General features: G+C 58.2%; 24 protein-coding genes. 16 read left to right on the plus strand and 8 right to left on the minus strand.

The genetic code is table 11. The annotated features are described in order from the left end of the window. Positions 1 to 17 precede the first annotated feature (17 nt). Both hemD and hemC read right to left on the minus strand, forming a co-directional pair. Positions 18 to 758, minus strand: coding sequence for a uroporphyrinogen-III synthase (hemD, locus tag VZP09_RS21605; RefSeq protein ID WP_002883380.1), 741 nt, complete (start codon positions 756 to 758; stop codon positions 18 to 20). Beyond that, entirely contained in the window at positions 755 to 1,696 is a 942-nt protein-coding gene (gene hemC / locus VZP09_RS21610) for a hydroxymethylbilane synthase (RefSeq protein WP_002883381.1), read from the minus strand. Before hemC ends, hemD begins: the two co-directional genes overlap by 4 nt. 357 nt (positions 1,697 to 2,053) lie before the next feature. Between hemC and cyaA the strand changes: the two genes are divergently transcribed. Continuing rightward, positions 2,054 to 4,606: a class I adenylate cyclase gene (gene cyaA / locus VZP09_RS21615; RefSeq protein ID WP_002883383.1), complete on the plus strand. Its 2,553-nt coding sequence runs from the start codon at positions 2,054 to 2,056 to the stop codon at positions 4,604 to 4,606. Positions 4,607 to 4,654: 48 nt separating this feature from the next. Here the strand turns inward: cyaA and cyaY are convergent, their stop codons facing one another. Further along, positions 4,655 to 4,975 (minus strand): iron donor protein CyaY, encoded by a 321-nt coding sequence (gene cyaY, locus VZP09_RS21620; RefSeq protein WP_002883389.1) that lies wholly within the window; start codon positions 4,973 to 4,975, stop codon positions 4,655 to 4,657. A 146-nt stretch (positions 4,976 to 5,121) separates the two neighbouring features. Here cyaY and lptM point away from each other — a divergent pair, with 146 nt between their 5' ends. The 8 genes from lptM to corA all read left to right on the plus strand — a co-directional run bounded on the left by lptM (position 5,122) and on the right by corA (position 12,036). Further along, complete coding sequence (gene lptM, locus VZP09_RS21625; protein WP_002883392.1) at positions 5,122 to 5,325, plus strand: LPS translocon maturation chaperone LptM; 204 nt, start codon at positions 5,122 to 5,124, stop codon at positions 5,323 to 5,325. Between the two features lie 35 nt (positions 5,326 to 5,360). Next, positions 5,361 to 6,185 carry a diaminopimelate epimerase gene (gene dapF / locus VZP09_RS21630; protein WP_002883394.1) on the plus strand — a complete coding sequence of 275 codons (825 nt, stop codon included), beginning with the start codon at positions 5,361 to 5,363 and terminating at the stop codon, positions 6,183 to 6,185. Continuing rightward, positions 6,182 to 6,889, plus strand: a complete 708-nt coding sequence (locus VZP09_RS21635; protein WP_002883395.1) for a DUF484 domain-containing protein — start codon at positions 6,182 to 6,184, stop codon at positions 6,887 to 6,889. The genes dapF and VZP09_RS21635 overlap by 4 nt, the downstream gene beginning before the upstream one ends. Continuing rightward, the gene (gene xerC / locus VZP09_RS21640) at positions 6,886 to 7,788 is read left to right on the plus strand and encodes a tyrosine recombinase XerC (protein WP_002883396.1); all 903 of its coding nucleotides are present in this window, start codon (positions 6,886 to 6,888) and stop codon (positions 7,786 to 7,788) included. Before VZP09_RS21635 ends, xerC begins: the two co-directional genes overlap by 4 nt. Then, positions 7,788 to 8,504, plus strand: a complete 717-nt coding sequence (yigB, locus tag VZP09_RS21645) for a 5-amino-6-(5-phospho-D-ribitylamino)uracil phosphatase YigB (protein ID WP_002883397.1) — start codon at positions 7,788 to 7,790, stop codon at positions 8,502 to 8,504. The genes xerC and yigB overlap by 1 nt, the downstream gene beginning before the upstream one ends. 63 nt (positions 8,505 to 8,567) lie before the next feature. Then, the gene (uvrD, locus tag VZP09_RS21650) at positions 8,568 to 10,730 is read left to right on the plus strand and encodes a DNA helicase II (RefSeq protein ID WP_064153661.1); all 2,163 of its coding nucleotides are present in this window, start codon (positions 8,568 to 8,570) and stop codon (positions 10,728 to 10,730) included. 148 nt (positions 10,731 to 10,878) lie between these two features. Then, positions 10,879 to 10,935, plus strand: a complete 57-nt coding sequence (gene ysgD, locus VZP09_RS24910; protein WP_349815745.1) for a YsgD/CorL family protein — start codon at positions 10,879 to 10,881, stop codon at positions 10,933 to 10,935. 150 nt (positions 10,936 to 11,085) lie between these two features. Further along, positions 11,086 to 12,036 (plus strand): magnesium/cobalt transporter CorA, encoded by a 951-nt coding sequence (gene corA / locus VZP09_RS21655; protein ID WP_002883400.1) that lies wholly within the window; start codon positions 11,086 to 11,088, stop codon positions 12,034 to 12,036. A gap of 43 nt (positions 12,037 to 12,079) precedes the next feature. Here corA and rarD read toward each other — a convergent pair whose 3' ends face one another. Beyond that, positions 12,080 to 12,973: an EamA family transporter RarD gene (rarD, locus tag VZP09_RS21660; RefSeq protein WP_328795402.1), complete on the minus strand. Its 894-nt coding sequence runs from the start codon at positions 12,971 to 12,973 to the stop codon at positions 12,080 to 12,082. 48 nt (positions 12,974 to 13,021) lie between these two features. Then, positions 13,022 to 13,486 (minus strand): acyl-CoA thioesterase YigI, encoded by a 465-nt coding sequence (yigI, locus tag VZP09_RS21665; RefSeq protein WP_002883404.1) that lies wholly within the window; start codon positions 13,484 to 13,486, stop codon positions 13,022 to 13,024. Between the two features lie 152 nt (positions 13,487 to 13,638). On the opposite strand from yigI, the gene pldA reads away from it, so the two are divergent. The 3 genes from pldA (at position 13,639) to rhtC (ending at position 17,075) form a co-directional block, all read left to right on the plus strand. Further along, positions 13,639 to 14,499 carry a phospholipase A gene (gene pldA / locus VZP09_RS21670; RefSeq protein ID WP_002883408.1) on the plus strand — a complete coding sequence of 287 codons (861 nt, stop codon included), beginning with the start codon at positions 13,639 to 13,641 and terminating at the stop codon, positions 14,497 to 14,499. Between the two features lie 67 nt (positions 14,500 to 14,566). Next, positions 14,567 to 16,393, plus strand: coding sequence for an ATP-dependent DNA helicase RecQ (recQ, locus tag VZP09_RS21675; RefSeq protein WP_004152055.1), 1,827 nt, complete (start codon positions 14,567 to 14,569; stop codon positions 16,391 to 16,393). A gap of 61 nt (positions 16,394 to 16,454) precedes the next feature. After that, complete coding sequence (gene rhtC / locus VZP09_RS21680) at positions 16,455 to 17,075, plus strand: threonine export protein RhtC (protein ID WP_004152056.1); 621 nt, start codon at positions 16,455 to 16,457, stop codon at positions 17,073 to 17,075. A gap of 44 nt (positions 17,076 to 17,119) precedes the next feature. Here rhtC and VZP09_RS21685 read toward each other — a convergent pair whose 3' ends face one another. Continuing rightward, positions 17,120 to 18,028 carry an Rpn family recombination-promoting nuclease/putative transposase gene (locus VZP09_RS21685; RefSeq protein WP_023317407.1) on the minus strand — a complete coding sequence of 303 codons (909 nt, stop codon included), beginning with the start codon at positions 18,026 to 18,028 and terminating at the stop codon, positions 17,120 to 17,122. Positions 18,029 to 18,190: 162 nt separating this feature from the next. After that, a complete protein-coding gene (gene rhtB / locus VZP09_RS21690) occupies positions 18,191 to 18,811 on the minus strand; it encodes a homoserine/homoserine lactone efflux protein (protein WP_004181651.1) in 621 nt (206 codons plus the stop codon). Between the two features lie 109 nt (positions 18,812 to 18,920). Between rhtB and pldB the strand changes: the two genes are divergently transcribed. The 3 genes from pldB to VZP09_RS21705 all read left to right on the plus strand — a co-directional run bounded on the left by pldB (position 18,921) and on the right by VZP09_RS21705 (position 21,746). After that, on the plus strand, positions 18,921 to 19,913 hold the full coding sequence (gene pldB, locus VZP09_RS21695; RefSeq protein ID WP_002883412.1) for a lysophospholipase L2: 993 nt from the start codon (positions 18,921 to 18,923) through the stop codon (positions 19,911 to 19,913). Between the two features lie 44 nt (positions 19,914 to 19,957). Beyond that, positions 19,958 to 20,758: a sugar/pyridoxal phosphate phosphatase YigL gene (gene yigL, locus VZP09_RS21700; RefSeq protein WP_002883413.1), complete on the plus strand. Its 801-nt coding sequence runs from the start codon at positions 19,958 to 19,960 to the stop codon at positions 20,756 to 20,758. Between the two features lie 88 nt (positions 20,759 to 20,846). Further along, positions 20,847 to 21,746, plus strand: coding sequence for a carboxylate/amino acid/amine transporter (locus tag VZP09_RS21705; RefSeq protein WP_002883414.1), 900 nt, complete (start codon positions 20,847 to 20,849; stop codon positions 21,744 to 21,746). On the opposite strand, the gene metR is transcribed toward VZP09_RS21705, so the two are convergent. Next, positions 21,634 to 22,587 carry an HTH-type transcriptional regulator MetR gene (gene metR / locus VZP09_RS21710; protein WP_117259668.1) on the minus strand — a complete coding sequence of 318 codons (954 nt, stop codon included), beginning with the start codon at positions 22,585 to 22,587 and terminating at the stop codon, positions 21,634 to 21,636. The two genes, VZP09_RS21705 and metR, sit on opposite strands and share 113 nt — an antisense overlap. A gap of 247 nt (positions 22,588 to 22,834) precedes the next feature. Between metR and metE the strand changes: the two genes are divergently transcribed. After that, the gene (metE, locus tag VZP09_RS21715) at positions 22,835 to 25,099 is read left to right on the plus strand and encodes a 5-methyltetrahydropteroyltriglutamate--homocysteine S-methyltransferase (protein ID WP_109963944.1); all 2,265 of its coding nucleotides are present in this window, start codon (positions 22,835 to 22,837) and stop codon (positions 25,097 to 25,099) included. Positions 25,100 to 25,130: the final 31 nt, after the last annotated feature.

Consider the following 25,130-nt stretch of genomic DNA (forward strand, 5'->3'; position numbering starts at 1 on the left):
GCTTCCAATGTTGAGAGTTATTGTAATGCGCGTAGCAGCGCATCGTTGTCGGCGCTATCGGCAACCTGAATCTCCTGCCAGCCCAGTTCCCGGGCCTGAAGGGCCAGACGTTCGCTGACAACGACAACGCGGCAGTGCAGGAGCCACTGTTCGCGATACCATTGCGGTATTAACGACCATAGCTGCTGCAGCATCTCGCCGCTGGTGACCACCAGCGTGGTGACTCCGCGAGATTGCCAGCGCATCGCTTCTTCTGCGCCATCGTAATGTTTTGCACTACGTTGATAACATTCACAAAATGTGACCCTGGCGCCGCGCTCGGTCAGCGTCGCGCCTAAGAGTTCCCGCCCGCCATTGCCGCGTAGGATCAGCGCATTTTTCCCGGCAATGTTTTGTAATTCAGGTAATTGTAGCAAGACTTCGCTAATTTCCCGATCTAACGGGTAATGGATATGCTGCCCACTGACCGTATGGAGGGCCAGCGCCGTCGTGCGGCCAATGGCAAAATAGCGCGGAGAAGTGGGCCAGGGCAGGCCCTGCTGCTGCAGACGGGCATGGGCGAATTCCACCGCATGCTGGGATAGCGCAAATAGCAGATCGTCGGGACCCAGTCGGGCAAGCGCATCGCCCAGCGCGGGAAGCTCCCTGCCGGGCGTAAATTCTATCAGCGGAAAGCTCCAGGCCACGCGTCCCATGGCCCGCAGACGGCTGACCAGCGCTTCTCCTTGCGGTAGTGGACGAGTGACCAGGATGCTCATCGCGGGGCTTCTCCATCATAAACCGCCGCGAGAATCTCGCGGGCGCCATTATCCAGAAGCTCTTCCGCCAGCGAGATGCCGAGGGCTTCCGCTTGTTCAGCTGGCCCGCGTCGTTCGCCGCGCACCAGCTGTGAACCATCCGGAGCGCCAACCAGCGCCCGCAGCCACAGTTCCCCGTCCTTCAGTTCCGCATAGCTGCCGATCGGCACCTGGCAGCCGCCTTCGAGGCGGGTGTTCATCGCCCGCTCGGCGCGCACGCGCACCGCCGTTTCCGTATGGTTGAGAGGCGCTAACAGCCCCCGGGTCCATGCATCATCAAGACGGCATTCGATGCCGACCGCGCCCTGGCCGACCGCCGGCAGAGATTGCTCAGGCGACAGCGGCTGGCGAATACGCGCTTCCAGCTGCAGGCGCTTCAGGCCGGCGGCGGCGAGGATGATGGCGTCGTACTCGCCGTTATCCAGCTTACTCAGCCGGGTACCGACGTTACCGCGCAGAGAGCGGATCGCCAGGTCCGGACGGGTGGCGGCCAGCTGGCACTGACGGCGTAAACTTGACGTGCCAACGACGCTGCCGGCCGGCAGTTCGTCAATCGAGGCATAGCGATTGGAGACAAACGCGTCGCGCGGATCGTCGCGCTCGCAGATAGTCACCAGCCCCAGGCCCTCCGGGAATTCCACCGGCACATCTTTCATCGAATGGACGGCGATATCGGCGCGCCCTTCGAGCATGGCGAGCTCTAACTCTTTCACAAATAAGCCTTTGCCCCCCACCTTTGCCAGCGGAGTATCAAGGATGACATCCCCGCGCGTGACCATCGGCACCAGCTCGACCTTCAGTCCGGGATGCGCTTGTTCCAGGCGCGCTTTAACATACTGCGCCTGCCATAGCGCAAGCGGGCTTTGCCGTGTGGCAATTTTCAAAACTTTGTCTAACATGCTTGTTACCGTCATTATCGACCACTATCCATCCTAACATTGTTGTCTTACGGATGTTAGTTTTCACGGTTTATGTGGGAGGTGGCTCCGGCCCACTCTTTTTTAACCTTTCATGCGCGGGGCGGTTGCCGGAGGCGTAGTGAGGAATTTACAGGTAATAAACGGTGCTACACTTGTATGTAGCGCATCTTTCTTTACGGTCAATGAGCAAGGTGTTAAATTGATCACGTTTTAAACCATTTGTCAGTCCGCTGCTCATCACAACCACACCGACGACGAATGGTGACGGTTTTTGTTGAAATACTGAAATCCTCCGTACTATTGTACCTCGGGTTTTTGAACATCAGGCGATATGTCTTGTACCTCTATATTGAGACACTGAAACAGAGACTGGATGCCATCAACCAATTGCGCGTGGATCGCGCGCTTGCTGCCATGGGACCCGCTTTCCAGCAGGTTTACAGTCTACTGCCAACGTTATTACATTATCATCACCCGCTGATGCCGGGTTACCTTGACGGTAACGTTCCCCGTGGCATTTGCCTCTACACGCCTGATGAAACCCAACGCCACTATCTTGAAGAACTGGAACTGCATCGCGGTATGCAGACTCAGGAGCCGCCGAAAGGCGAGCTGCCGATCACCGGCGTCTACTCGATGGGCAGTACTTCCTCCGTCGGCCAGAGCTGCTCTTCCGATCTTGATATCTGGGTATGTCACCAGGCCTGGCTGGATAGCGAAGAGCGCCAGCTGCTGCAGCGAAAATGCAGCCTGCTTGAGAGCTGGGCTGCCTCGCTCGGCGTGGAAGTCAGCTTCTTCCTGATCGACGAAAACCGTTTCCGTCATAACGAAAGCGGTAGCCTCGGCGGCGAAGACTGCGGTTCGACCCAGCATATCCTGTTGCTTGATGAGTTCTACCGCACCGCGGTGCGCCTCGCCGGCAAGCGTATTCTGTGGAATATGGTGCCGTGCGATGAAGAAGAGCATTACGATGATTACGTGATGGGGCTGTATGCCCAGGGCGTGCTGACGCCTAACGAATGGCTCGATCTCGGCGGCCTCAGTTCGCTGTCGGCGGAAGAGTACTTCGGCGCCAGCCTGTGGCAGCTGTATAAAAGTATCGACTCCCCCTATAAAGCGGTGCTGAAAACGTTGCTGCTGGAAGCCTACTCCTGGGAATACCCCAATAACCGCCTGTTAGCGAAAGATATCAAACAGCGTCTGCACGACGGGGAGATTGTCTCCTTCGGCCTCGACCCGTACTGCATGATGCTGGAGCGCGTGACCACCTATCTGCAGGCCATCGAAGATGAAACCCGCCTCGATCTGGTGCGCCGCTGCTTCTACCTGAAAGTTTGTGAAAAACTCAGCCGCGAACGCGCCTGCGTCGGCTGGCGTCGCGAAGTCGTCAGCCAGTTGGTGAATGCCTGGGGCTGGGACGAAAAGCGTCTGATGATGCTCGACAACCGCGCCAACTGGAAAATCGATGAAGTGCGCAAGGCGCACAACGAACTGCTCGACGCCATGATGCAGAGCTATCGTAATCTGATCCGCTTCGCGCGGCGCAATAACCTTAGCGTCTCCGCCAGCCCGCAGGATATTGGCGTGCTGACCCGTAAGCTGTATGCGGCCTTTGAAGCGCTGCCGGGGAAAGTGACGCTGGTAAACCCGCAAATTTCGCCGGATCTGTCGGAACCGAACCTGACCTTTATCCACGTGCCGCCGGGCCGCGCCAACCGTACCGGTTGGTATCTGTACAACCGCGCGCCGGATATGGAATCGATCATCAGCCATCAGCCGCTGGAATATAACCGTTATCTTAATAAGCTGGTGGCCTGGGCCTGGTTTAACGGCCTGCTGACCTCACGCACCCGCCTGTTTATTAAGGGCAACGGCATCGTCGATCTGGCGAAGCTGCAGGAGATGGTGGCCGACGTGTCGCACCACTTCCCGCTGCGCCTGCCGGCGCCGACGCCAAAGGCGCTGTACAGCCCGTGCGAAATCCGCCACCTGGCGATTATCGTCAACCTCGAATATGACCCAACCGCGGCCTTCCGCAACCAGGTGGTGCACTTCGATTTCCGTAAACTGGATGTTTTCAGCTTCGGCGAAGAGCAAAAATGCCTGATCGGCAGCGTCGACCTGCTGTATCGCAACTCGTGGAACGAAGTGCGTACGCTGCACTTTAACGGCGAACAGGCGATGATCGAGGCGCTGAAAACGATCCTCGGCAAAATGCACCAGGACGCCGCGCCGCCGGACAGCGTGGAGGTGTTCTGCTATAGCCAGCACCTGCGCGGCCTGATCCGCACCCGCGTGCAGCAGATGATCTCCGAATGTATCGAACTGCGTCTCTCCAGTACCCGCCAGGATACCGGGCGCTTCAAAGCGCTGCGCGTCTCCGGCCAGACGTGGGGGCTGTTCTTCGAGCGGCTTAACGTTTCGGTGCAGAAGCTGGAAAACGCCATTGAGTTCTACGGCGCTATCTCGCACAACAAGCTGCACGGGCTGTCGGTGCAGGTGGAAACCAATCACGTTAAGCTGCCGGCGGTGGTGGATGGCTTCGCCAGCGAAGGGATTATTCAGTTCTTCTTTGAAGACGCGGATAACAACGACAGCGGCTTTAACATCTATATTCTTGATGAGAGCAACCGCGCCGAGGTCTATCATCACTGCGAGGGCAGTAAAGAGGAGCTGGTGCGCGACGTCAGCCGCTTCTATTCGTCATCGCACGATCGTTTCACCTACGGCTCCAGCTTTATCAACTTCAACCTGCCGCAGTTCTATCAGATTGTCGAGGTAGACGGGCGCACCCAGGTGATCCCTTTCCGCACTCAGGCGATTGCCGCCGCGATACCCACCAGCCAGGACGTTACCGCCTCGCCGGTGCTGCAGCAGCGCTACTCGTAGATTTGGCCCGGATAAGGCGCGATGCGCCGCTATCCGGGAAACACGTCATTAACGGAATTTCACCGTCTCACCGGCCTGCTGGCTCGCAGCCTGCTCCAGCAGATCCCAGAAGGTTTCGCCGCTGCGATCGCAGATCCACTCGTCGCCTTTGAGATCGAAGTGATAGCCGCCCTGTTTGGTGGCCAGCCACACCTGGTGCAGCGGCTCCTGACGGTTAATAATGATTTTGCTGCCGTTTTCAAAGCTGATGGTCAGCACGCCGCCGTTGATTTCGCAGTCGATGTCGCTATCGCCGTCCCAGTCGTCCAGACGTTCTTCGATGGTCATCCACAGGCTATCGGCCAGGCGATGGAATTCACTGTCGTTCATAATTTGATTCTGCTTTTTTGATTTTTGAAGATGGGTCGCAGTATAGCGCGAAACAAAAGCGCGCGCAGTCGGATGCTAAAGGCTTGCTTTTACGTCTTCTCCTGCGATGATAGAAAGCAGAAAGAATGAATCACGGGCAACTATCAATGAAAAACGTTTTTCCTACGCTTGCCGTTTTGTTTGCGATCTTCAGCCTGACCGGCTGCGGTCTGAAAGGGCCTCTCTATTTCCCACCGGCGGACAAAACCGCGCCGCCGCCGACCAAACCGGTTAACCCTGGCATTCAGAGCGCAACGCCGGATCGTAACGATCGTGGCGATACCGGTGGTCCGAGCCAGGTCAATTACTAACGATAACGTTCTGTTCCGCGCAACTGGAGTAGATGATGCAGTTCTCTAAAATGCATGGCCTTGGCAACGATTTTATGGTCGTTGACGCGGTAACGCAGAATGTTTTTTTCTCGCCGGAGCTGATTCGCCGCCTGGCGGATCGCCACCTTGGCGTCGGGTTCGATCAGCTATTGGTCGTCGAACCGCCCTACGATCCGGATCTGGATTTCCACTACCGGATCTTTAACGCCGACGGCAGCGAAGTGTCGCAGTGCGGCAACGGCGCGCGCTGTTTTGCCCGCTTCGTCCGGCTGAAAGGCCTGACCAATAAACGTGATATCCGCGTGAGTACGGCCAACGGGCGTATGGTATTAAGCGTAACGGAAGACGATCTGGTGCGGGTGAACATGGGCGAGCCCAACTTCGAGCCGTCCCAGGTGCCGTTCCGCGCCAACAAAGCGGAAAAGACCTATATCATGCGTGCCGCCGAGCAGACAGTATTGTGCGGCGTGGTGTCCATGGGAAATCCGCACTGCGTCATCCAGGTTGATGATGTGGATACGGCGGCGGTGGAAACTCTCGGCCCGGTGATGGAAAGCCATGAGCGTTTTCCGGAGCGCGCCAATATCGGCTTTATGCAGGTGGTCGGCCGGTCTCATATCCGTCTGCGCGTCTACGAACGCGGCGCGGGGGAAACCCAGGCCTGCGGCAGCGGCGCCTGCGCCGCGGTGGCGGTGGGGATCCAGCAGGGGCTGCTGGCGGAAACGGTACGCGTGGAATTACCCGGCGGTCGACTTGATATCGCCTGGAAAGGCCCGGGCCAGCCGCTGTTTATGACCGGCCCGGCGGCCCATGTCTATGATGGATTTATTCATTTATGAAACCAATCGGGGAAGAACAGCAGGAGGTTGCCAGCGCGTTGAACGATCGCGCAGTGGTGGACTATCTGTTGCAACATCCTGAATTTTTTATTCGTAATGCCGCCCAGGTCGAACATCTCCGCGTCCCGCATCCGGTACGCGGTACGATTTCGCTGGTGGAGTGGCACATGATGCGGGCGCGTAACCATATTCATGTGCTGGAAGAGAATATGTCGCTGCTGATGGAGCAGGCGGTCGCTAATGAAAGCCTGTTCCAGCGCCTGCTGCAGCTGCAAACGCGGCTGGCGGCGGCGGAGAGCCTCGACGATATGCTCAACCGCCTTCACCGCTGGGCACGCGAGCTGGGGCTGGCGGGCGCCACGGTGCGCCTGTTTCCTGACTGCTGGCGCCTCGGCGCGCCCTCGAAGTTTACCCATCTGGCATTAAACCGGCAGGCGTTTGAGCCGATCCGTATTCAACGTCTGGGCCAGGCGCGCCACTATCTTGGGCCGCTGAACGGCCCGGAGCTGCTGGTGGTGCTGCCGGAGGCGAAGGCCATTGGGTCTGTGGCGATATCGCTGCTGGGGGGCGATAATGCCCCGGGGGTGATGCTCTTCAGCAGCCGCGATGCGCAGCATTATCAGCCAGGGCAGGGGACGCAGCTGTTGCAGGAGATTGCCCAGATGCTGCCCGGCCTGCTGGAGCGCTGGATTGAACGCGCATGACCGATTCTCCTCTCTTCTCCGCCGTCGCCCGCTTTCTTCGCCATCTTGGCGTTGAACGCCAGCTCAGCCCGATCACGTTACTGAATTACCAGCGACAGCTGGACGCGCTGATCGCCCTGGCGGATGAGGCGGGCCTGAAAAGCTGGTCGCAGTGCGATGCCGCTCAGGTGCGAAGCTTTGCGGTGCGTAGTCGCCGCGCGGGGTTAGGCCCGGCAAGCCTGGCGCTTCGCCTGTCGGCGCTGCGCAGTTTCTTCGACTGGCTGGTCGGTCAGGGCGAGCTCAGCGCCAATCCGGCGAAGGGGATTGCCGCGCCGAAAATTCCCCGCCACCTGCCAAAAAATATTGACGTCGATGACGTCAATCGACTGCTGGATATCGATCTCAACGATCCGCTGGCGGTGCGCGATCGGGCGATGCTGGAGGTGATGTACGGCGCGGGATTGCGTTTGTCCGAACTGGTCAACCTGGATATCAAACACCTCGATCTCGAAAGCGGTGAGGTCTGGGTGATGGGCAAAGGCAGCAAGGAGCGTCGTTTGCCGATCGGTCGCAACGCGGTGGCATGGATTGAGCACTGGCTGGATTTGCGCGGCCTGTTCGGTACCGATGACGACGCGCTGTTTTTGTCGAAGCTGGGCAAACGTATTTCGGCGCGCAACGTACAGAAGCGATTCGCCGAGTGGGGCATTAAGCAGGGGCTGAACAGCCATGTGCACCCGCACAAGCTGCGCCACTCCTTTGCCACCCATATGCTGGAGTCGAGCGGCGATCTGCGCGGCGTGCAGGAGCTGCTGGGGCATGCTAACCTCTCCACCACCCAAATCTATACCCATCTTGATTTTCAACACCTTGCCTCGGTGTACGATGCCGCGCATCCGCGCGCTAAACGGGGGAAATAATGCGTTTTTACCGACCTCTGGGCCAGATTTCCGCGCTGACGTTTGACCTGGACGATACCCTTTACGATAACCGCCCGGTGATTGACCGGACGATGCACGAGTCGCTGGCCTTTGTGCGCAGCTACCATCCTTCGCTCAGCCAGTTCGACGCCCATGAGCTTAATCAGCTGCGTCAGACGCTGCTGGCTGCTGAACCTGAGATTTATCATGACGTGACCGTCTGGCGCCACCGTGCGCTGGAGTTAGGTATGCGTAATGCCGGGCTCTCCGCCGAAGCGGCGAAAGCGGGGGCCGATGCGGCGATGGAACACTTCGCCCACTGGCGCAGCCGCGTCGATGTCCCGCAGGAAACGCACGATACGCTGGCGAAGCTGGCGAAGAAGTGGCCTCTGGTGGCGATTACCAATGGCAACGCCCGCCCGGAACTGTTCGGTCTGAGCGACTATTTCCGCTTCGTGCTGCGCGCCGGGCCGGATGGCCGCTCCAAGCCGTTTGCCGACATGTACCACCTTGCGGCGGAGCGTCTGAATGTGCCGCTCGGGCAGATTCTGCACGTCGGCGATGATCTGACCACCGACGTGGCCGGCGCTATTCGCTGTGGGATGCAGGCCTGCTGGATCAAACCGCAGGGCGCGGACCTGATGCACACCGCGGACAGCCGCCTGCTGCCGCATATTGAAATTTCACGGTTGGCATCTCTGACCTCGCTGATATAATCACCAGTCACTCTGTATATATTAACAGGGGTTCGTGGAACCCCTTCTCTTCCGGCGGTGCCAATGGACGTTTCTTACCTGCTCGACAGCCTTAATGACAAACAGCGTGAAGCCGTAGCGGCCTCGCGCACCAATATGCTGGTTCTGGCAGGGGCGGGCAGTGGTAAGACGCGCGTTCTGGTGCACCGTATCGCCTGGCTGCTGAGCGTGGAGAACTGTTCCCCGTATTCCATTATGGCGGTGACCTTTACCAACAAAGCGGCGGCGGAGATGCGTCACCGTATCGGCCAGCTGATGGGCACCACCCAGGGCGGCATGTGGGTGGGCACCTTCCACGGCCTGGCGCACCGTTTGCTGCGCGCGCACCATCTGGATGCCAACCTGCCGCAGGACTTTCAAATCCTCGACAGCGAAGACCAGCTGCGTCTGCTGAAGCGTCTGATTAAGGCGATGAACCTCGATGAGAAACAGTGGCCGCCGCGCCAGGCGATGTGGTACATCAACAGCCAGAAAGATGAAGGGCTGCGCCCGCATCATATTCAGAGCTACGGCAATCCGGTCGAGCAGACCTGGCAGAAGGTCTATCAGGCCTATCAGGAAGCCTGCGACCGCGCCGGGCTGGTGGACTTCGCCGAGCTGCTGCTGCGCGCCCACGAGCTGTGGCTGAACAAACCGCATATCCTGCAGCACTACCGCGAGCGCTTCACCAATATCCTCGTCGATGAATTCCAGGATACCAACAACATTCAGTACGCCTGGATCCGCCTGCTGGCGGGCGATACCGGCAAGGTGATGATCGTCGGCGATGACGATCAGTCTATCTATGGCTGGCGCGGCGCGCAGGTCGAGAACATTCAGCGCTTCCTTAACGACTTCCCCGGCGCGGAAACCATCCGCCTGGAGCAGAACTATCGCTCGACCAGCAATATTCTCAGCGCTGCCAACGCCCTGATTGAAAACAACAACGGTCGGCTGGGCAAAAAGCTGTGGACCGACGGCGCCGACGGCGAGCCGATTTCGCTGTACTGCGCCTTCAACGATCTCGACGAAGCGCGCTTTGTGGTGAACCGAATTAAAACCTGGCAGGAGAACGGCGGCGCGCTGGAGCAATGCGCCATTCTCTATCGCAGTAACGCCCAGTCGCGCGTGCTGGAAGAGGCCCTCCTGCAGGCCAGCATGCCGTACCGTATCTACGGCGGCATGCGCTTCTTCGAGCGTCAGGAAATCAAAGACGCGCTCTCTTACCTGCGCCTTATCGCCAACCGCAACGACGACGCGGCCTTTGAGCGCGTAGTCAATACGCCGACCCGCGGCATTGGCGACCGCACGCTGGACGTGGTGCGCCAGACGTCGCGCGATCGCCAGCTGACGCTATGGCAGGCCAGTCGCGAGCTATTGAAAGAAAAAGCGCTGGCCGGTCGCGCCGCCAGCGCCCTGCAGCGCTTTATGGAGCTGATTGACGCGCTGGCGCAGGAGACCACCGATATGCCGCTGCACGTTCAGACCGATCGGGTGATTAAAGACTCCGGCCTGCGCGCGATGTACGAGCAGGAGAAAGGCGAGAAGGGCCAGACCCGTATTGAAAACTTAGAGGAGCTGGTGACGGCGACGCGCCAGTTCAGCTACAACGAAGAAGATGAAGATCTGATGCCGCTGCAGGCGTTCCTCTCCCACGCCGCGCTGGAAGCGGGCGAGGGGCAGGCGGACACCTGGCAGGACGCGGTTCAGCTGATGACCCTGCACTCGGCGAAAGGGCTGGAGTTCCCGCAGGTGTTCATCGTCGGCGTCGAAGAAGGGATGTTCCCGAGCCAGATGGCCCTTGATGAAGGCGGCCGCCTGGAGGAGGAGCGTCGCCTGGCCTACGTCGGCGTAACGCGCGCCATGCAGAAGCTGACGCTGACCTATGCGGAAACCCGCCGTCTGTACGGGAAAGAGGTTTATCACCGCCCGTCGCGCTTTATCGGCGAGCTGCCGCAGGAGTGCGTAGAAGAAGTGCGTCTGCGAGCCACGGTGAGCCGCCCGGTAAACCATCAGCGACTGGGCGCGCCGATTGCCGAGAGCGATACCGGCTACAAGTTAGGCCAGCGCGTACGGCATCCGAAGTTTGGCGAAGGCACTATTGTCAACCTCGAAGGCAGCGGCGAGCACTGCCGACTGCAGGTGGCTTTTCAGGGCCAGGGAATCAAATGGCTGGTGGCGGCTTACGCCCGGCTGGAGGCAGTGTAACTTTAAGAAAAATATCATTATTTTGTAATATTCTGCTACCTTTATACGTTAAGGCGCCTGATTTGCGCTTTCGCGTTCCGTTGCGTGTTGACGCCGATTTTGCGCTGGCGTAACATGCGCGCACGATTACGCTAAGAGGACATTCGCCTTGGACACACCCAGTAGATGCTGGCTCAACTTCCTGTCATTCAGGAACAACTCCTAAGGCTATCCTCTTATGCTGATAGCCTTAGCGGTTGTCAGCGACCTGCCCCATTCCCGTCGCGCTGAGTCAGGCTTAATGGTCTGAAACCCAATTTGTTTCTGTGTGCCCACCGAACTGTCCGATAATTTTTTTGCATTGGGAGTCCCGGTCATGCTGAGCGCATTTCAACTGGAAAACAATCGTTTAACGCGCCTGGAAGCCGATGAGATCAAACACCTCGCCAGCTCGGTGTGGGTCGATCTGGTCGAGCCTGACGACGATGAGCGAAGCCGCGTGCAGACGGAACTGGGTCAAAACCTGGCGACGCGCCCGGAACTGGAAGATATCGAAGCCTCCGCGCGTTTCTTTGAAGATGAAGACGGGTTACACATCCACTCGTTCTTCTTTTTTGAAGATGCCGACGATCACGCCGGCAACTCTACCGTGGCGTTTACCATCCGCGAAGGCCGCCTGTTCACACTGCGCGAGCGCGAACTACCCGCTTTCCGCCTCTACCGTATGCGCGTGCGTAACCAGACGCTGGTCGACGGCAACGCCTACGAACTGCTGCTCGACCTGTTCGAGACCAAAATCGAGCAGCTGGCGGATGAAATTGAAAACATCTACAGCGACCTGGAAAAGCTGAGCCGTGTCATTATGGAAGGCCATCAGGGCGACGAGTACGATGAAGCGCTGTCGACGCTGGCGGAACTGGAAGATATCGGCTGGAAGGTGCGACTCTGTCTGATGGATACCCAGCGCGCGCTGAACTTCCTCGTGCGCAAGGCGCGCCTGCCGGCGGGCCAGCTGGAGCAGGCGCGGGAGATCCTGCGCGATATCGAATCTCTGCTGCCGCACAACGAATCGCTGTTCCAGAAGGTGAACTTCCTGATGCAGGCGGCGATGGGTTTTATCAATATCGAGCAGAACCGCATCATCAAGATCTTCTCGGTGGTCTCGGTGGTATTCCTGCCGCCAACTCTGGTGGCCTCCAGTTACGGGATGAACTTTGAATTTATGCCGGAACTACACTGGAGCTTTGGTTATCCGGGAGCCATCGTGTTTATGATGCTGGCCGGCCTGGCGCCATATCTCTACTTCAAGCGTAAAAACTGGCTGTAAAAAAAGGGAGCGTCGGCTCCCTTCTTTACTGGCTGATGCAGGCTTAGCCTCTGCGCAACCGGCGCTGGGTATACAGCGCATCGACGATAAACACCGCCAGCGCGACCCAGATAAAGCCAAAGGTCACCATTTTATCCTTGCCCGGCACTTCGCCGTAGAACGTCACCGCCAGCAGGAACATCAGCGTTGGGCCGATGTACTGGAAAAAGCCCAGCGTGGAGAGCCGCAGACGCGTTGCCGCCCCGGTAAAGCACAGTAAAGGGATGGTGGTCACCACGCCCGCGGCCATCAGCAGCAGATTGAGCGACCAGGGGTTCTCGCCCATATGGCTGGTCGGGCTGTCGGTGATGCCGAACAACCAGATTGCCGCCACCGGCAGCAGCCACAGCGTTTCCACCAGCATGCCGGTTTGCGCATCGACAGCAATTTTCTTTCGCACCAGGCCGTAAAAGGCAAAACTGAAAGCCAGCCCAAGACCGATTATCGGCAGCGAACCAAAGGTCCACAGCTGGACCAGCACGCCGCAAAAGGCGAGGAGCACCGCCAGCCACTGCAGACGACGGAAGCGTTCGCCGAGGAAAATCATCCCCAACAAAATATTCACCAGCGGGTTGATAAAGTAGCCGAGGCTGGCTTCCAGCATATGGTGGTTATTCACCGCCCAGATGAACAACAGCCAGTTACCGCCGACCAGCACTGNCGAGAGCGCCAGCAGGAAGATCTTGCGCGGCGTTTTCAGCAGCTTTTTCACCTGTGGCCACTGGCGGCTGACGCTGATGAGCGCCACCATGAAGAAGAAAGACCAGATCACGCGATGGGTCAAAATTTCATCGGCGGGAACATAGTAGATAAGTTTGAAGTACGCTGGCGCGATACCCCAGATAAAGTAGGCGGCGAGGGCCAGAATGATCCCCAACCGCGTCTGTTTCGCATCCATCGGTAAAATCCATTGCCAAAGAGAGTGATGTTACTCGATTTTGGCCAATCAACCCACCATATAGGTGGCCGTTGCGCTGGCAATATAGACCTGAGCTTCGTTATGCAGTTCCACGCGGGCAACCGCCACTTTATTGCCGGCGCGCAGCAGGGTGCTGGTGGCGGTAAAACGTTCGCCGCGGCCCGGACGCAGGTAGTCCACGCGCAGGTCGATGGTTCCCATACGGGAAAGCCGTTGGCGCAACTCTTCTTCGTTGATGGTGTCATGGCGGGTAAGGGTACTGCCGACGCAGACCAGGCCAGCGGCAACGTCCAGCGCGGAGGCGATCACCCCGCCATGCAGAATGCTTTGCGCCCAGTTGCCGACCATCATCGGCTGATTATTAAAGCTAAGCTGGGCAAACGCTTTTTCGTAGCGTTCCAGTTCGAGACCGAGGGCGCGGTTAAACGGCATGTGATAGACGAAAATCTCCCCTACCAGTTTCAGGGCTGCTTCGGCAGTAAGTTCAGACATAACACCGGTTCCATTCGTTAATAAAATGTTGATTTTATGCTTCTAAAATATTGATTTCCACTTTCGGAGCGGATTAGGGGGCAGGTGATTAATAAACAGGTAGAATGGCTTCAGGTTAAACAAAAATAAAAACTATTTTTCAGGAGACCAGCATGCGTATCTCTTTGGCCTGCCTGGTGGCGCTGTGCGCGCTACCGGCCGGTGTTATGGCGCAGGACGCGTCGGTACACGACAAACCGGCAGTGCGCGGCAGCATTATCGCCAACCTGCTCCAGGACCATGATAATCCTTTCCTGCTCTACCCTTATGAGAGCAACTATCTGCTCTATACGTGGACCAGCGACCTCAATAAAGAGGCGATCCGCAGCTATGACTGGGCCGAAAATGCCCGTAAAGATGAAGTGAAGTTTCAGCTAAGCCTGGCGTTCCCGCTGTGGCGCGGTATCCTGGGCGATAATTCGCTGCTGGGCGCGTCCTATACCCAGAAATCCTGGTGGCAGCTCTCTAACAGCAAAGAGTCGGCGCCGTTTCGCGAAACCAATTATGAACCCCAGCTGTTTTTGGGCTTTGCGACCGACTACCAGTTTGCCGGCTGGACGCTGCGCGATATCGAGATGGGGTATAACCACGACTCGAATGGGCGTTCCGACCCCACCTCGCGCAGCTGGAATCGGCTTTATGCCCGCCTGATGGCGCAAAACGGTAACTGGCTGGTGGAAGTGAAGCCCTGGTATGTGGTGGGCAACACCGATGATAACCCGGATATCACCAAATATATGGGCTATTACCGGCTGAAGGTGGGCTACCAGCTGGGAGAGGCGATCCTCAGCGCGCAGGGGCAATACAACTGGAACACCGGCTACGGCGGGGCGGAACTTGGCGTGAGCTATCCCATTACCAAACATGTTCGCGCCTATACGCAGATCTACAGCGGCTATGGCGAGTCGCTTATCGACTATAACTTTAACCAAACGCGCGTCGGCGTCGGGCTAATGCTCAACGATCTGTTTTAATCGTTGCACTCTGGCTCGCAGGCGCTGAAAATAGCGCCTGTTTTCTTTTCAGGCAAATGGGGTCAACGTGGCACAGGCGGAAGTATTAAATCAGGAATCGCTGGCTAAGCAGGTTTTACAAGAGACCTTCGGCTACCAGCAGTTCCGTCCTGGCCAGGAAACGATTATCGAGACGGCGCTCGAAGGCCGGGACTGCCTGGTGGTCATGCCGACCGGTGGCGGCAAGTCGCTGTGCTATCAGGTGCCGGCGCTGGTCATGGGCGGTCTGACGGTCGTGGTCTCACCGCTGATCTCGCTGATGAAGGACCAGGTCGATCAGCTGCTGGCCAACGGCGTGGCGGCGGCTTGTCTGAACTCGACGCAAAGCCGTGAGCAGCAGCAGGAGGTGATGGCCGGCTGCCGCAGCGGGCAGGTTCGTCTGCTGTATATCGCGCCGGAACGGCTGATGCTGGATAACTTTCTTGAGCATCTGGCGAACTGGAACCTGGCGATGCTGGCGGTAGACGAGGCGCACTGTATCTCGCAGTGGGGCCATGACTTCCGTCCGGAATATGCCGCGCTGGGCCAGCTGCGTCAGCGGATGCCGCAGATCCCGTTTATGGCGTTGACCGCCACCGCCGATGATACCACCCGCCGCGATATCGTCCGCCTGCTGGGGCTTAACGATCCGCTGATTCAGGTCAGCAGCTTCGACCGGCCAAACATCCGCTATATGCTGATGGAGAAATTCAAGCCGCTCGATCAGCTGATGCGCTACGTTCAGGATCAGCGCGGCAAATCGGGCATTATCTACTGCAACAGCCGTTCGAAAGTGGAAGACACCGCCGCCAGGCTGCAAAGCCGCGGTATTAGCGCGGCGGCTTACCATGCCGGTCTGGAAAACGACGTGCGCGCCGAGGTGCAGGAGAAATTCCAGCGCGACGATCTGCAGATCGTGGTGGCGACGGTGGCCTTCGGGATGGGCATTAACAAGCCGAACGTCCGCTTTGTGGTGCATTTTGATATTCCGCGCAATATTGAATCCTACTATCAGGAGACCGGCCGCGCCGGGCGTGATGGCCTGCCGGCGGAAGCGATGCTGTTTTACGATCCGGCGGATATGGCGTGGCTGCGCCGCTGTCTGGAAGAAAAACCCGCCGGGCCGCTACAGGATATCGAACGGCATAAGCTGAATGCGATGGGGGCGTTTGCCGAAGCGCAGACCTGTCGCCGTCTGGTGCTGCTGAACTATTTTGGCGAAGGGCGTCAGGAGCCGTGCGGCAACTGCGATATCTGTCTTGACCCGCCAAAGCAGTACGATGGCTTAATGGACGCCCGCAAGGCGCTTTCAACGATTTACCGGGTCAATCAACGCTTCGGAATGGGTTACGTGGTGGAGGTCCTGCGCGGGGCCAACAACCAGCGCATCCGAGAGATGGGCCATGATAAGCTGCCGGTTTACGGTATCGGCCGGGAGCAAAGTCACGAGCACTGGGTGAGCGTGATCCGCCAGCTGATCCACCTTGGGCTGGTGACGCAGAATATCGCCCAGCACTCCGCGCTGCAGCTGACCGAAGCCGCGCGACCGGTGCTGCGTGGCGAAGTGCCGCTGCAGCTCGCCGTGCCGCGTATCGTGGCGCTGAAGCCAAAGGCGATGCAGAAATCCTTTGGCGGCAATTACGACCGTAAACTGTTCGCCAAGCTGCGCAAATTACGTAAAGCGATCGCCGACGAAGAGAACATCCCGCCATATGTGGTCTTCAACGACGCGACGCTTATCGAGATGGCCGAACAATCGCCGCTGACCGCCGGCGAAATGCTCAGCGTCAACGGCGTGGGGACACGCAAGCTCGAGCGTTTCGGGAAGCCGTTTATGGCGCTGATTCGGGCGCATGTTGATGGCGACGATGAGTAGTCAGCTGGCTGAAAAAGTGCCAGAATAGTTTCTCTCTTCATTATTTTCCTGCGAGTTAACTATGCTGATGCTTTTCCTCACCGTGGCGCTGGTGCATATCATTGCGCTGATGAGCCCGGGGCCGGACTTTTTCTTTGTCTCACAAACGGCCATCAGCCGCTCGCGCAGAGAGGCGATGATGGGTGTGCTGGGGATCACCTGCGGCGTCATGGTCTGGGCGGGAGTGGCGCTGCTCGGCCTGAACCTGATCCTCGCCCGGATGGCGTGGCTGCATAACATTATAATGGTCGGCGGGGGCCTGTATCTATGCTGGATGGGCTACCAGATGCTGCGTGGCGCGCTGAAAAAAGAGAAGGTGGCCTCGGCGGAGCCGCAGGTGGAGCTGGCCCGCAGCGGACGCAGCTTCGTGAAGGGATTGCTGACCAATCTGGCGAATCCGAAAGCGATTATCTACTTCGGCTCGGTGTTTTCGCTGTTCGTGGGTGACAGCGTCGGCGCCGGCGCGCGCTGGGGCATTTTCCTGCTGATTATCGTTGAGACGCTGGCCTGGTTTATGGTGGTTGCCAGCCTGTTCGCCCTGCCGGGGATGCGCCGCGGCTATCAGCGGATGGCGAAGTGGATCGACGGTATCGCCGGTACGCTGTTTGCGGGCTTCGGCATCCACCTGATTATCTCGCGTTAACCGGCATGCTGTTTCCCACCCGGTTGTTTCCGGGTGGGAAAGTATCAGTGGCGAAGCCGCTGCAGCTCGTCTTCAGACAGACCGGTCATTTCCATAATCGCCTGGTCATCAATACCGCGATTGCGCATCGCTTCGGCAACCTGCACCAGAGCCTGGTGTTTCCCTTCTTTTATGCCTTGCTGTACGCCTTTCTCCATACCTTCTGCAAGCCATGTTTCCGCCAGCGTCATCAGTAATCCTCCATGCTGCGGCACGCGCTGTGCCAGCCCGTACAAGAGTGTCCGAGTATCTTCGGCATCCCCTGCCTGAGCCATATAGTTTACCAATACGGTGATTTGTTGTCCGCTCATCTGCTCCAGCATTAAGAGGTGGGTCAACTTATCCAGCAATTGCGCCATATCGCGCTGGCGGATGTGCTTTTGCACCAGCGTCAGGGCTGCCATGCTGCGGTGCTGCATGATGTCGTCGTCGGGGATCACCGTGATATCGACCAGCGGAAACGCCCCGCTATAGAGCTGGCTGGCGGTCTCAGGATCGGCAAAATTATCCAGCCAGCGCATCGACCAGGGATAGGGGCTGCGTCGTCCCTGATAGAAGAGAATAGGGATAACCAGAGGCAGCGTTTTATGGCCGCTCTCCAGGTGCCGCTGCATGGCGGCGATGGCATAGCGCATTAAGCGAAAGGCCATCAGCTTATCGGGTGCGCTCTGGTGCTCGATCAGAACATGGACATAGCCCGCACCGCGGGTGGTTTCCAGCGAATAAAGGATATCGCTGTAGTAAGGCCTGAGATCGTCTTCGAGAAAGCTGCCGGATTCCAGACGCAGGGTGTCCAGTTTGCAGATCTGTGTTAACGACGGAGGCAGGTGGAGCTCGATAAAATCGCGCGCCGTCTCTACCCGTGAGAGAAAAGTTTTAAATACCGCATCATGAGGGGTCGCCGTTTCCGCCATTGCCGTTCATCCGTGAATCACGTATCTGGCGGCATCCTGGCACGGCGGGTTCAGCGCCGACAGCGGGCAAAAAAATTAATTACCCACTTTGCGCGCCGGCTCGCGCAGAGAGAAAGCGTTGTTCACCTGGCGAGCCTCTCTTTGCGAGCGAGATTCCATGATTCAGGCATGGCGGGCGGAGGCGAGCAGCGCCCCGACCAGCATAAACAGTGAACCAAAGACTTTGTTCAACGCCTTCATCTGCTTTGGCCCTTTGATCCATGCGGAAATGCGCTGCGCCAGGGTCGCATAGCCAATCATCACAATGATATCGACGACGATGGTGGTGACGCCCAGAACGATATATTGCATCACCTGCGGCTGGTGCGGCAGGATAAACTGCGGAAACAGGGCGGCCAGAAAAACAATGCTTTTGGGATTGGTGAGATTTACGAACACCGCGCGCTGAAACAGTTTGCCGCGCGTCTGCGCCTTCGCCAGCGTATTCAGGTCGATCGCCCCTGCCGCCCGCCATTGCTGGATACCCAGCCAGATCAGGTAGGCGGCGCCGGCCCATTTCAGCACCTCAAAGGCCAGCACTGAGCGGGAGAAGAGAGTGCCGAGACCAACGCCAACCAGCACGATATGAATGGCCAGCCCAGTCTGCAAACCGGCAATCGACGCCGCCGCGCCGCGGTATCCGTGGTTAATGGAAGTGGTCATGGTATTAATCGCTCCGGAACCCGGCGACAGGCTGAGAATAATTGATGTCAGCAGGTAGGCGAACCACCACTCAATGGTCATGAGAAACTCCCTGATTGTCTGTTTTTATGCCACAATACGCTATTGTGTCAGTATTGTGTGATACACGGTAAAAAAACGATTTTCAGCGGTTAACAGGGGTGTAAACCCGATGTTTGGGCAGAAAAAGGACTGGGAAACACGAGAAAACGCGTTTGCGGCCTTTAGCATGGGGCCGCTGACGGATTTCTGGCGACAGCGCGAAGAAGCTGAATTTAAAGGCGTCGACGATGTACCGGTACGCTTTGTCCGCTTTTGCGCGCAACATAACGATCGTCTGGTGTTGATTTGCCCCGGGCGCATTGAAAGCTACGTGAAGTATGCTGAAGTGGCCTACGATCTCTTTCACTGCGGCTTTGACGTGATGATCATTGACCATCGCGGGCAGGGACGCTCGGGCCGCCTGCTCTCAGATACCCACCGCGGACACGTGGTTAACTTCAGCGACTATGTTGATGACCTGGCCGCGCTCTGGCAGCAGCAGGTGGTTCCTGGACACTGGCGAAAACGGTTTATTCTTGCCCATTCTATGGGCGGAGCGATTGCCACGCTTTTTCTGCAACGTTACCGGGCGCATTGCGATGCAATAGCGCTCTGCGCGCCGATGTTCGGGATTATCATTCGGCTGCCGGACTGGATGGTGCGCCATATTCTCGACTGGGCTGAGGGCCATCAGCGCATTCGCGAAGAGTATGCCATCGGCACCGGGCGCTGGCGGGCGCTGCCTTTTGCCGTTAACGTGCTGACGCACAGTCGGCAACGCTATCGTCGCAACCTGCGCTTCTATGCCGATGAGCCGCGGCTGCAGGTCGGCGGTCCGACCTGGCACTGGGTGCGTGAGGGCATGCTGGCCGGCGACGAAGTGCTGGCGAATGTGGAAAAAGATACCGCCCCGACGCTGCTTTTACAGGCGGAGGAGGAGCGGGTGGTCGATAATCTGATGCACGACCGCTATTGCGAATTACGGGCCGCTGCCGGCCATCCCTGTGAGGGCGGTAAGCCGCTCGTCATTGAAGGGGCATATCATGAGATCCTTTTTGAAAAGGACGCTATGCGCTCAGTCGCGCTCAATGCCATCGTCGAGTTTTTCAATCGACATACTTAATCCGACGATAACGCTCGTCGCCCTGCTTAGAGGTTAACTTTTTTATGTACCAGGTTGTTGCGTCTGATTTAGACGGCACGCTGCTTTCTCCCGATCATTTCCTGACCCCGTATGCCAAAGAGACGCTGAAGCTGCTTACCGCCCGTGGGATCAATTTCGTCTTCGCCACCGGCCGTCACTACATCGACGTCGGGCAAATCCGCGATAATCTCGGCATCCGGTCGTACATGATCACCTCTAACGGCGCCCGCGTTCACGATAGCGATGGTCAGCAAATCTTTGCCCATAACCTCGATCGCGATATTGCCGCCGACCTGTTTGAGATCGTGCGTAACGACCCGAAAATCGTCACTAACGTTTATCGGGAAGACGAGTGGTATATGAACCGCCATCGTCCGGAAGAGATGCGCTTCTTCAAGGAGGCGGTGTTTAACTACAAGCTGTATGAGCCGGGCGAACTGGATCCGCAGGGGATCAGCAAAGTATTCTTTACCTGCGAGGATCATGAGCATCTGCTGCCGCTGGAGCAGGCGATGAACGCCCGCTGGGGCGATCGGGTGAACGTTAGCTTCTCCACCTTAACCTGCCTGGAAGTTATGGCGGGTGGGGTATCGAAGGGGCATGCGCTGGAGGCGGTGGCGAAGATGCTCGGCTACACTCTTTCCGATTGCATCGCCTTCGGCGACGGTATGAACGACGCTGAGATGCTGTCGATGGCTGGCAAAGGCTGCATCATGGCCAACGCCCACCAGCGGCTGAAGGATCTGCATCCGGAACTGGAAGTGATCGGCAGTAACGCCGACGATGCTGTCCCGAACTACCTGCGTAAGCTATACCTCGACTGAAAAAGATTGACGACTGGCGAATAAGTGTCCAGTCGTCAACCTGACTCTTCGCTACAATGCCTGTTCTTTATCCAACGAGACGACCATTGTGGCGCTGTTAATTATCACCACTATCCTGTGGGCCTTTTCTTTTAGCCTGATTGGCGAATACCTGGCCGGTAGCGTCGACAGCTATTTTTCGGTGCTGATGCGCGTGGGCCTGGCGGCGCTGGTGTTCCTGCCTTTCCTGCGCACGCGCGGCCAGTCGCCGCGCACGATCGTGCTCTATATGCTGGTGGGCGCGATGCAGCTAGGCATCATGTACCTGCTGGCTTTCCGCGCCTATCTCTATCTGACGGTCTCGGAATTTCTGCTGTTTACCGTGTTTACTCCCCTGTATATCACACTGATCTACGACCTGCTCAGCGGACGTAAGCTGCGCTGGGGCTATCTGCTGAGTGCCGCGCTGGCGGTGCTGGGGGCGGCGATTATCCGCTATGACAAAGTCAGCGATCATTTCTGGACCGGGCTGTTACTGGTACAGCTGTCAAACCTCTGCTTCGCCATCGGTATGGTGGGGTATAAGCGTCTGATGGAGGTGCGTCCGATGCCGCAGCACAATGCCTTTGCCTGGTTCTATGTCGGGGCCTTTATCGTGGCGGTGGCGGCGTGGTTTATGCTCGGCAACGCCCAGAAGCTGCCGACCACCACGCTGCAGTGGAGCGTGCTGGTGTGGCTCGGCGTGGTGGCTTCCGGGCTGGGTTACTTTATGTGGAACTATGGCGCCACCCAGGTGGATGCCGGCACGCTGGGGATCATGAATAACGTCCATGTCCCCGCCGGGCTGCTGGTTAACCTTGCCATCTGGCAGGAGCAGCCGCACTGGCCGAGCTTTATTAGCGGAGCGTTGGTGATCCTGGCCTCGCTGTGGGTCCATCGCCGCTGGGTCGCTCCGCACTCCGGACAAACGGCAGATGATCGCAGGCGTGGTTCCGCGCAGAGCGAATAAACGCTTCGGTGACCGGTTGACGCTGTTCGCCATCGCGAACGGCCGCGTACAACCGGCTCCATAATCCCTCACCCAGGGTTTTGGTGACCACCAGGCCCTGGCGTTCAAAACTTTCCACCACCCAGTGCGGCAGCGCGGCGATGCCCATCCGGGCAGCCACCATCTGGATCAACAACAGCGTGTTATCGACGCTTTTCAGCTGCGGGCTGATGCCGGCCGGCTGCAGGAAGTGGCGCCAGATATCGAGGCGCCCGCGCTGCACGGGATAAATCAACAGCGTTTCCGCGGCCAGAGCCTCCGGGGTAACCTGCGTCTTCATAGCTAACGGATGCTCGGGCGCCAGCACCAGACGCACCTCAAAATCAAACATCGGCGAGTAGTGCAGGCCGCTGCGCGGCAGAATATCGGAGGTCATCACCAGATCCAGTTCACCCTGCTGCAGCGCAGGCTGTGGGTCGAAGGTGACGCCGGAATGGAAGTCGACCTCCACATGTGGCCAGCGGGCGCGGAAATTCTCCAGCGCCGGCGTCAGCCACTGAATACAGCTGTGACATTCGATAGCCAGCCTCAGCCGGGTCTGCTGTGGTTCGTTACAGTCCTGCAGGGCGCGAGCGATCTGCGGCAGCACCTGGTTGGCCAGCTGTAAGAGGATTTCCCCCTGAGGAGTAAAACGCAGCGGCTGGCTCTTACGCACAAAGAGACGAAAGCCAAGGCGCTGTTCCAGATCGCTGAACTGGTGAGACAAGGCGGACTGGGTCTGGTGCAGGGCCGCTGCCGCACCCGCCAGTGAACCGCTGTTCCGCAACGCTTGCAGCGTTTTCAGATGTTTAATTTCGATCATGAAAGTCCTTCACTTCGCCATGAGCAATTTGCGCTTGAGGAATATACAGTAACTGTCAATTATGGATGTGTAAACATCTGGACGTCTAAAACTCGTCATATTTCGACTTGCATATGCGTTGGCTGCCTTGCTTACCCCAGTCACTTCCTTCAGTAAGCTCCTGGGGATGCGCATCGTTGCCGCCTTCCGGCAAGCCGAACTATTGAGATTTTTTCTTCAGATTCAATGAAATAAGAGAGGAACAAAAATGACAATTATTAACCACACCCTCGGTTTTCCTCGCGTTGGCCTGCGCCGCGAGCTGAAAAAAGCGCAAGAGAGCTACTGGGCGGGCAACGCCACTCGCGAGGAACTGCTGGCGGTAGGCCGTGAGCTGCGCGCCCGTCACTGGGAGCAGCAGAAACAGGCGGGCGTTGATCTGCTGCCGGTGGGGGATTTCGCCTGGTACGACCATGTTCTGACTACCAGCCTGCTGCTTGGCAACGTGCCGGCTCGTCATCAGAACAAAGACGGATCCATCGACATCGATACCCTGTTCCGCATTGGCCGCGGCCGCGCGCCGACTGGCGAACCGGCCGCCGCTGCGGAAATGACCAAATGGTTTAACACCAACTATCACTATATGGTGCCGGAGTTCGTGAAGGGCCAGCAGTTCAAACTGAGCTGGACCCAACTGCTGGATGAAGTAGACGAAGCGCTGGCGCTGGGCCACAAGATCAAGCCCGTGCTGCTGGGGCCGGTAACCTATCTGTGGCTGGGTAAAGTGAAAGGTGAACCGTTTGACCGCCTGACCCTGCTGAATGCCATCCTGCCGGTTTACCAGCAGGTGCTGGCCGAACTGGCGAAACGCGGCATCGATTGGGTGCAGATTGATGAACCGGCGCTGGTGCTGGAGCTGCCGCCAGCGTGGCTGGAGGCCTTTCAACCGGCTTATGACGCCCTGCAGGGCCAGGTGAAGCTGCTGCTGACTACCTATTTTGAAGGCGTTAGCGACAATCTCGCGACCATTGCTGCGCTACCGGTCCAGGGGCTGCACGTCGATCTGGTGCACGGCAAAGATGATGTTGCCGAACTGCACAACCGCCTGCCGGCCGACTGGCTGCTGTCCGCGGGCTTGATCAATGGGCGTAACGTCTGGCGCGCCGATCTCACCGAAAAGTATGCGCAAATTAAAGACCTCGTCGGTAAGCGCGAGCTATGGGTCGCGTCATCCTGCTCTCTGCTGCATAGCCCGATCGATCTGAGCGTGGAGACGCGCCTTGATGCAGAAGTGAAGAGCTGGTTTGCCTTCGCGCTGCAGAAATGCGGTGAGCTGGCGCTGCTGCGCGATGCGCTGAACAGCGGCGATACGGCGGCGATTACCGAGTGGAGCGCGCCAATCCAGGCCCGTCGCCATTCGACCCGCGTGCACAACGCGGAGGTGGAAAAACGGCTGGCGGCGATCACTGCTCAGGACAGCCAGCGCGCCAGCCCCTATGAGGTTCGCGCGCAGGTACAGCGCCAGCGCTTTAACCTGCCGAAATGGCCGACCACCACCATCGGGTCATTCCCGCAAACGACCGAGATCCGCGGCCTGCGCCTGGACTTCAAAAAGGGTAACCTTGACGCCAGTCATTATCGGACGGGGATTGCGGAACATATTAAGCAGGCGATCGTCGAGCAGGAGCGGTTAGGTTTAGACGTACTGGTGCACGGGGAGGCCGAGCGGAACGACATGGTGGAATACTTCGGCGAACATCTGGACGGTTTTATCTTCACGCAAAACGGCTGGGTGCAGAGCTATGGTTCCCGCTGCGTGAAGCCGCCGGTGGTGATCGGCGACGTCAGCCGTCCGCAGGCGATCACCGTCGACTGGGCGAAGTACGCGCAGTCCCTGACCGACAAGCCGGTGAAAGGGATGCTCACTGGACCGGTGACCATTCTGTGCTGGTCCTTCCCGCGGGAGGATGTCAGCCGTGAAACCATCGCGAAACAGATTGCGCTGGCCCTGCGTGATGAAGTGGCGGATCTGGAGGCGGCGGGGATCGGCATCATCCAGATTGATGAGCCGGCGCTGCGCGAAGGGTTACCGCTGAAGCGCAGCGACTGGGATGCCTATCTGCAGTGGGGTGTGGAAGCCTTCCGCCTTAATGCTGCGGTCGTCAAAGACGACACGCAGATCCATACCCACATGTGCTATTGCGAGTTCAATGACATCATGGACTCCATTGCCGCGCTGGACGCTGACGTGATCACCATTGAAACCTCGCGGTCCGATATGGAGCTGCTGGAGTCGTTCGAAGCGTTCGAGTACCCCAATGAGATCGGGCCGGGAGTATATGATATTCACTCGCCAAACGTGCCGAGCGTGGAGTGGATCGAAGCGCTGCTGAAGAAAGCTGCGCAGCGTATCCCGGTGGAGCGACTGTGGGTTAACCCGGACTGCGGCCTGAAAACTCGCGGCTGGCCGGAAACCCGCGCCGCGCTGGCGAATATGGTGCAAGCGGCGCGAAATCTGCGCCAGTCCGCCTAATCGTTACGCGAAAAATCAAAAAGGAGGCATT

The organism is Klebsiella sp. EMBS2024 (genome assembly GCF_036233805.1).
GTDB lineage: Bacteria > Pseudomonadota > Gammaproteobacteria > Enterobacterales > Enterobacteriaceae > Klebsiella > Klebsiella pneumoniae.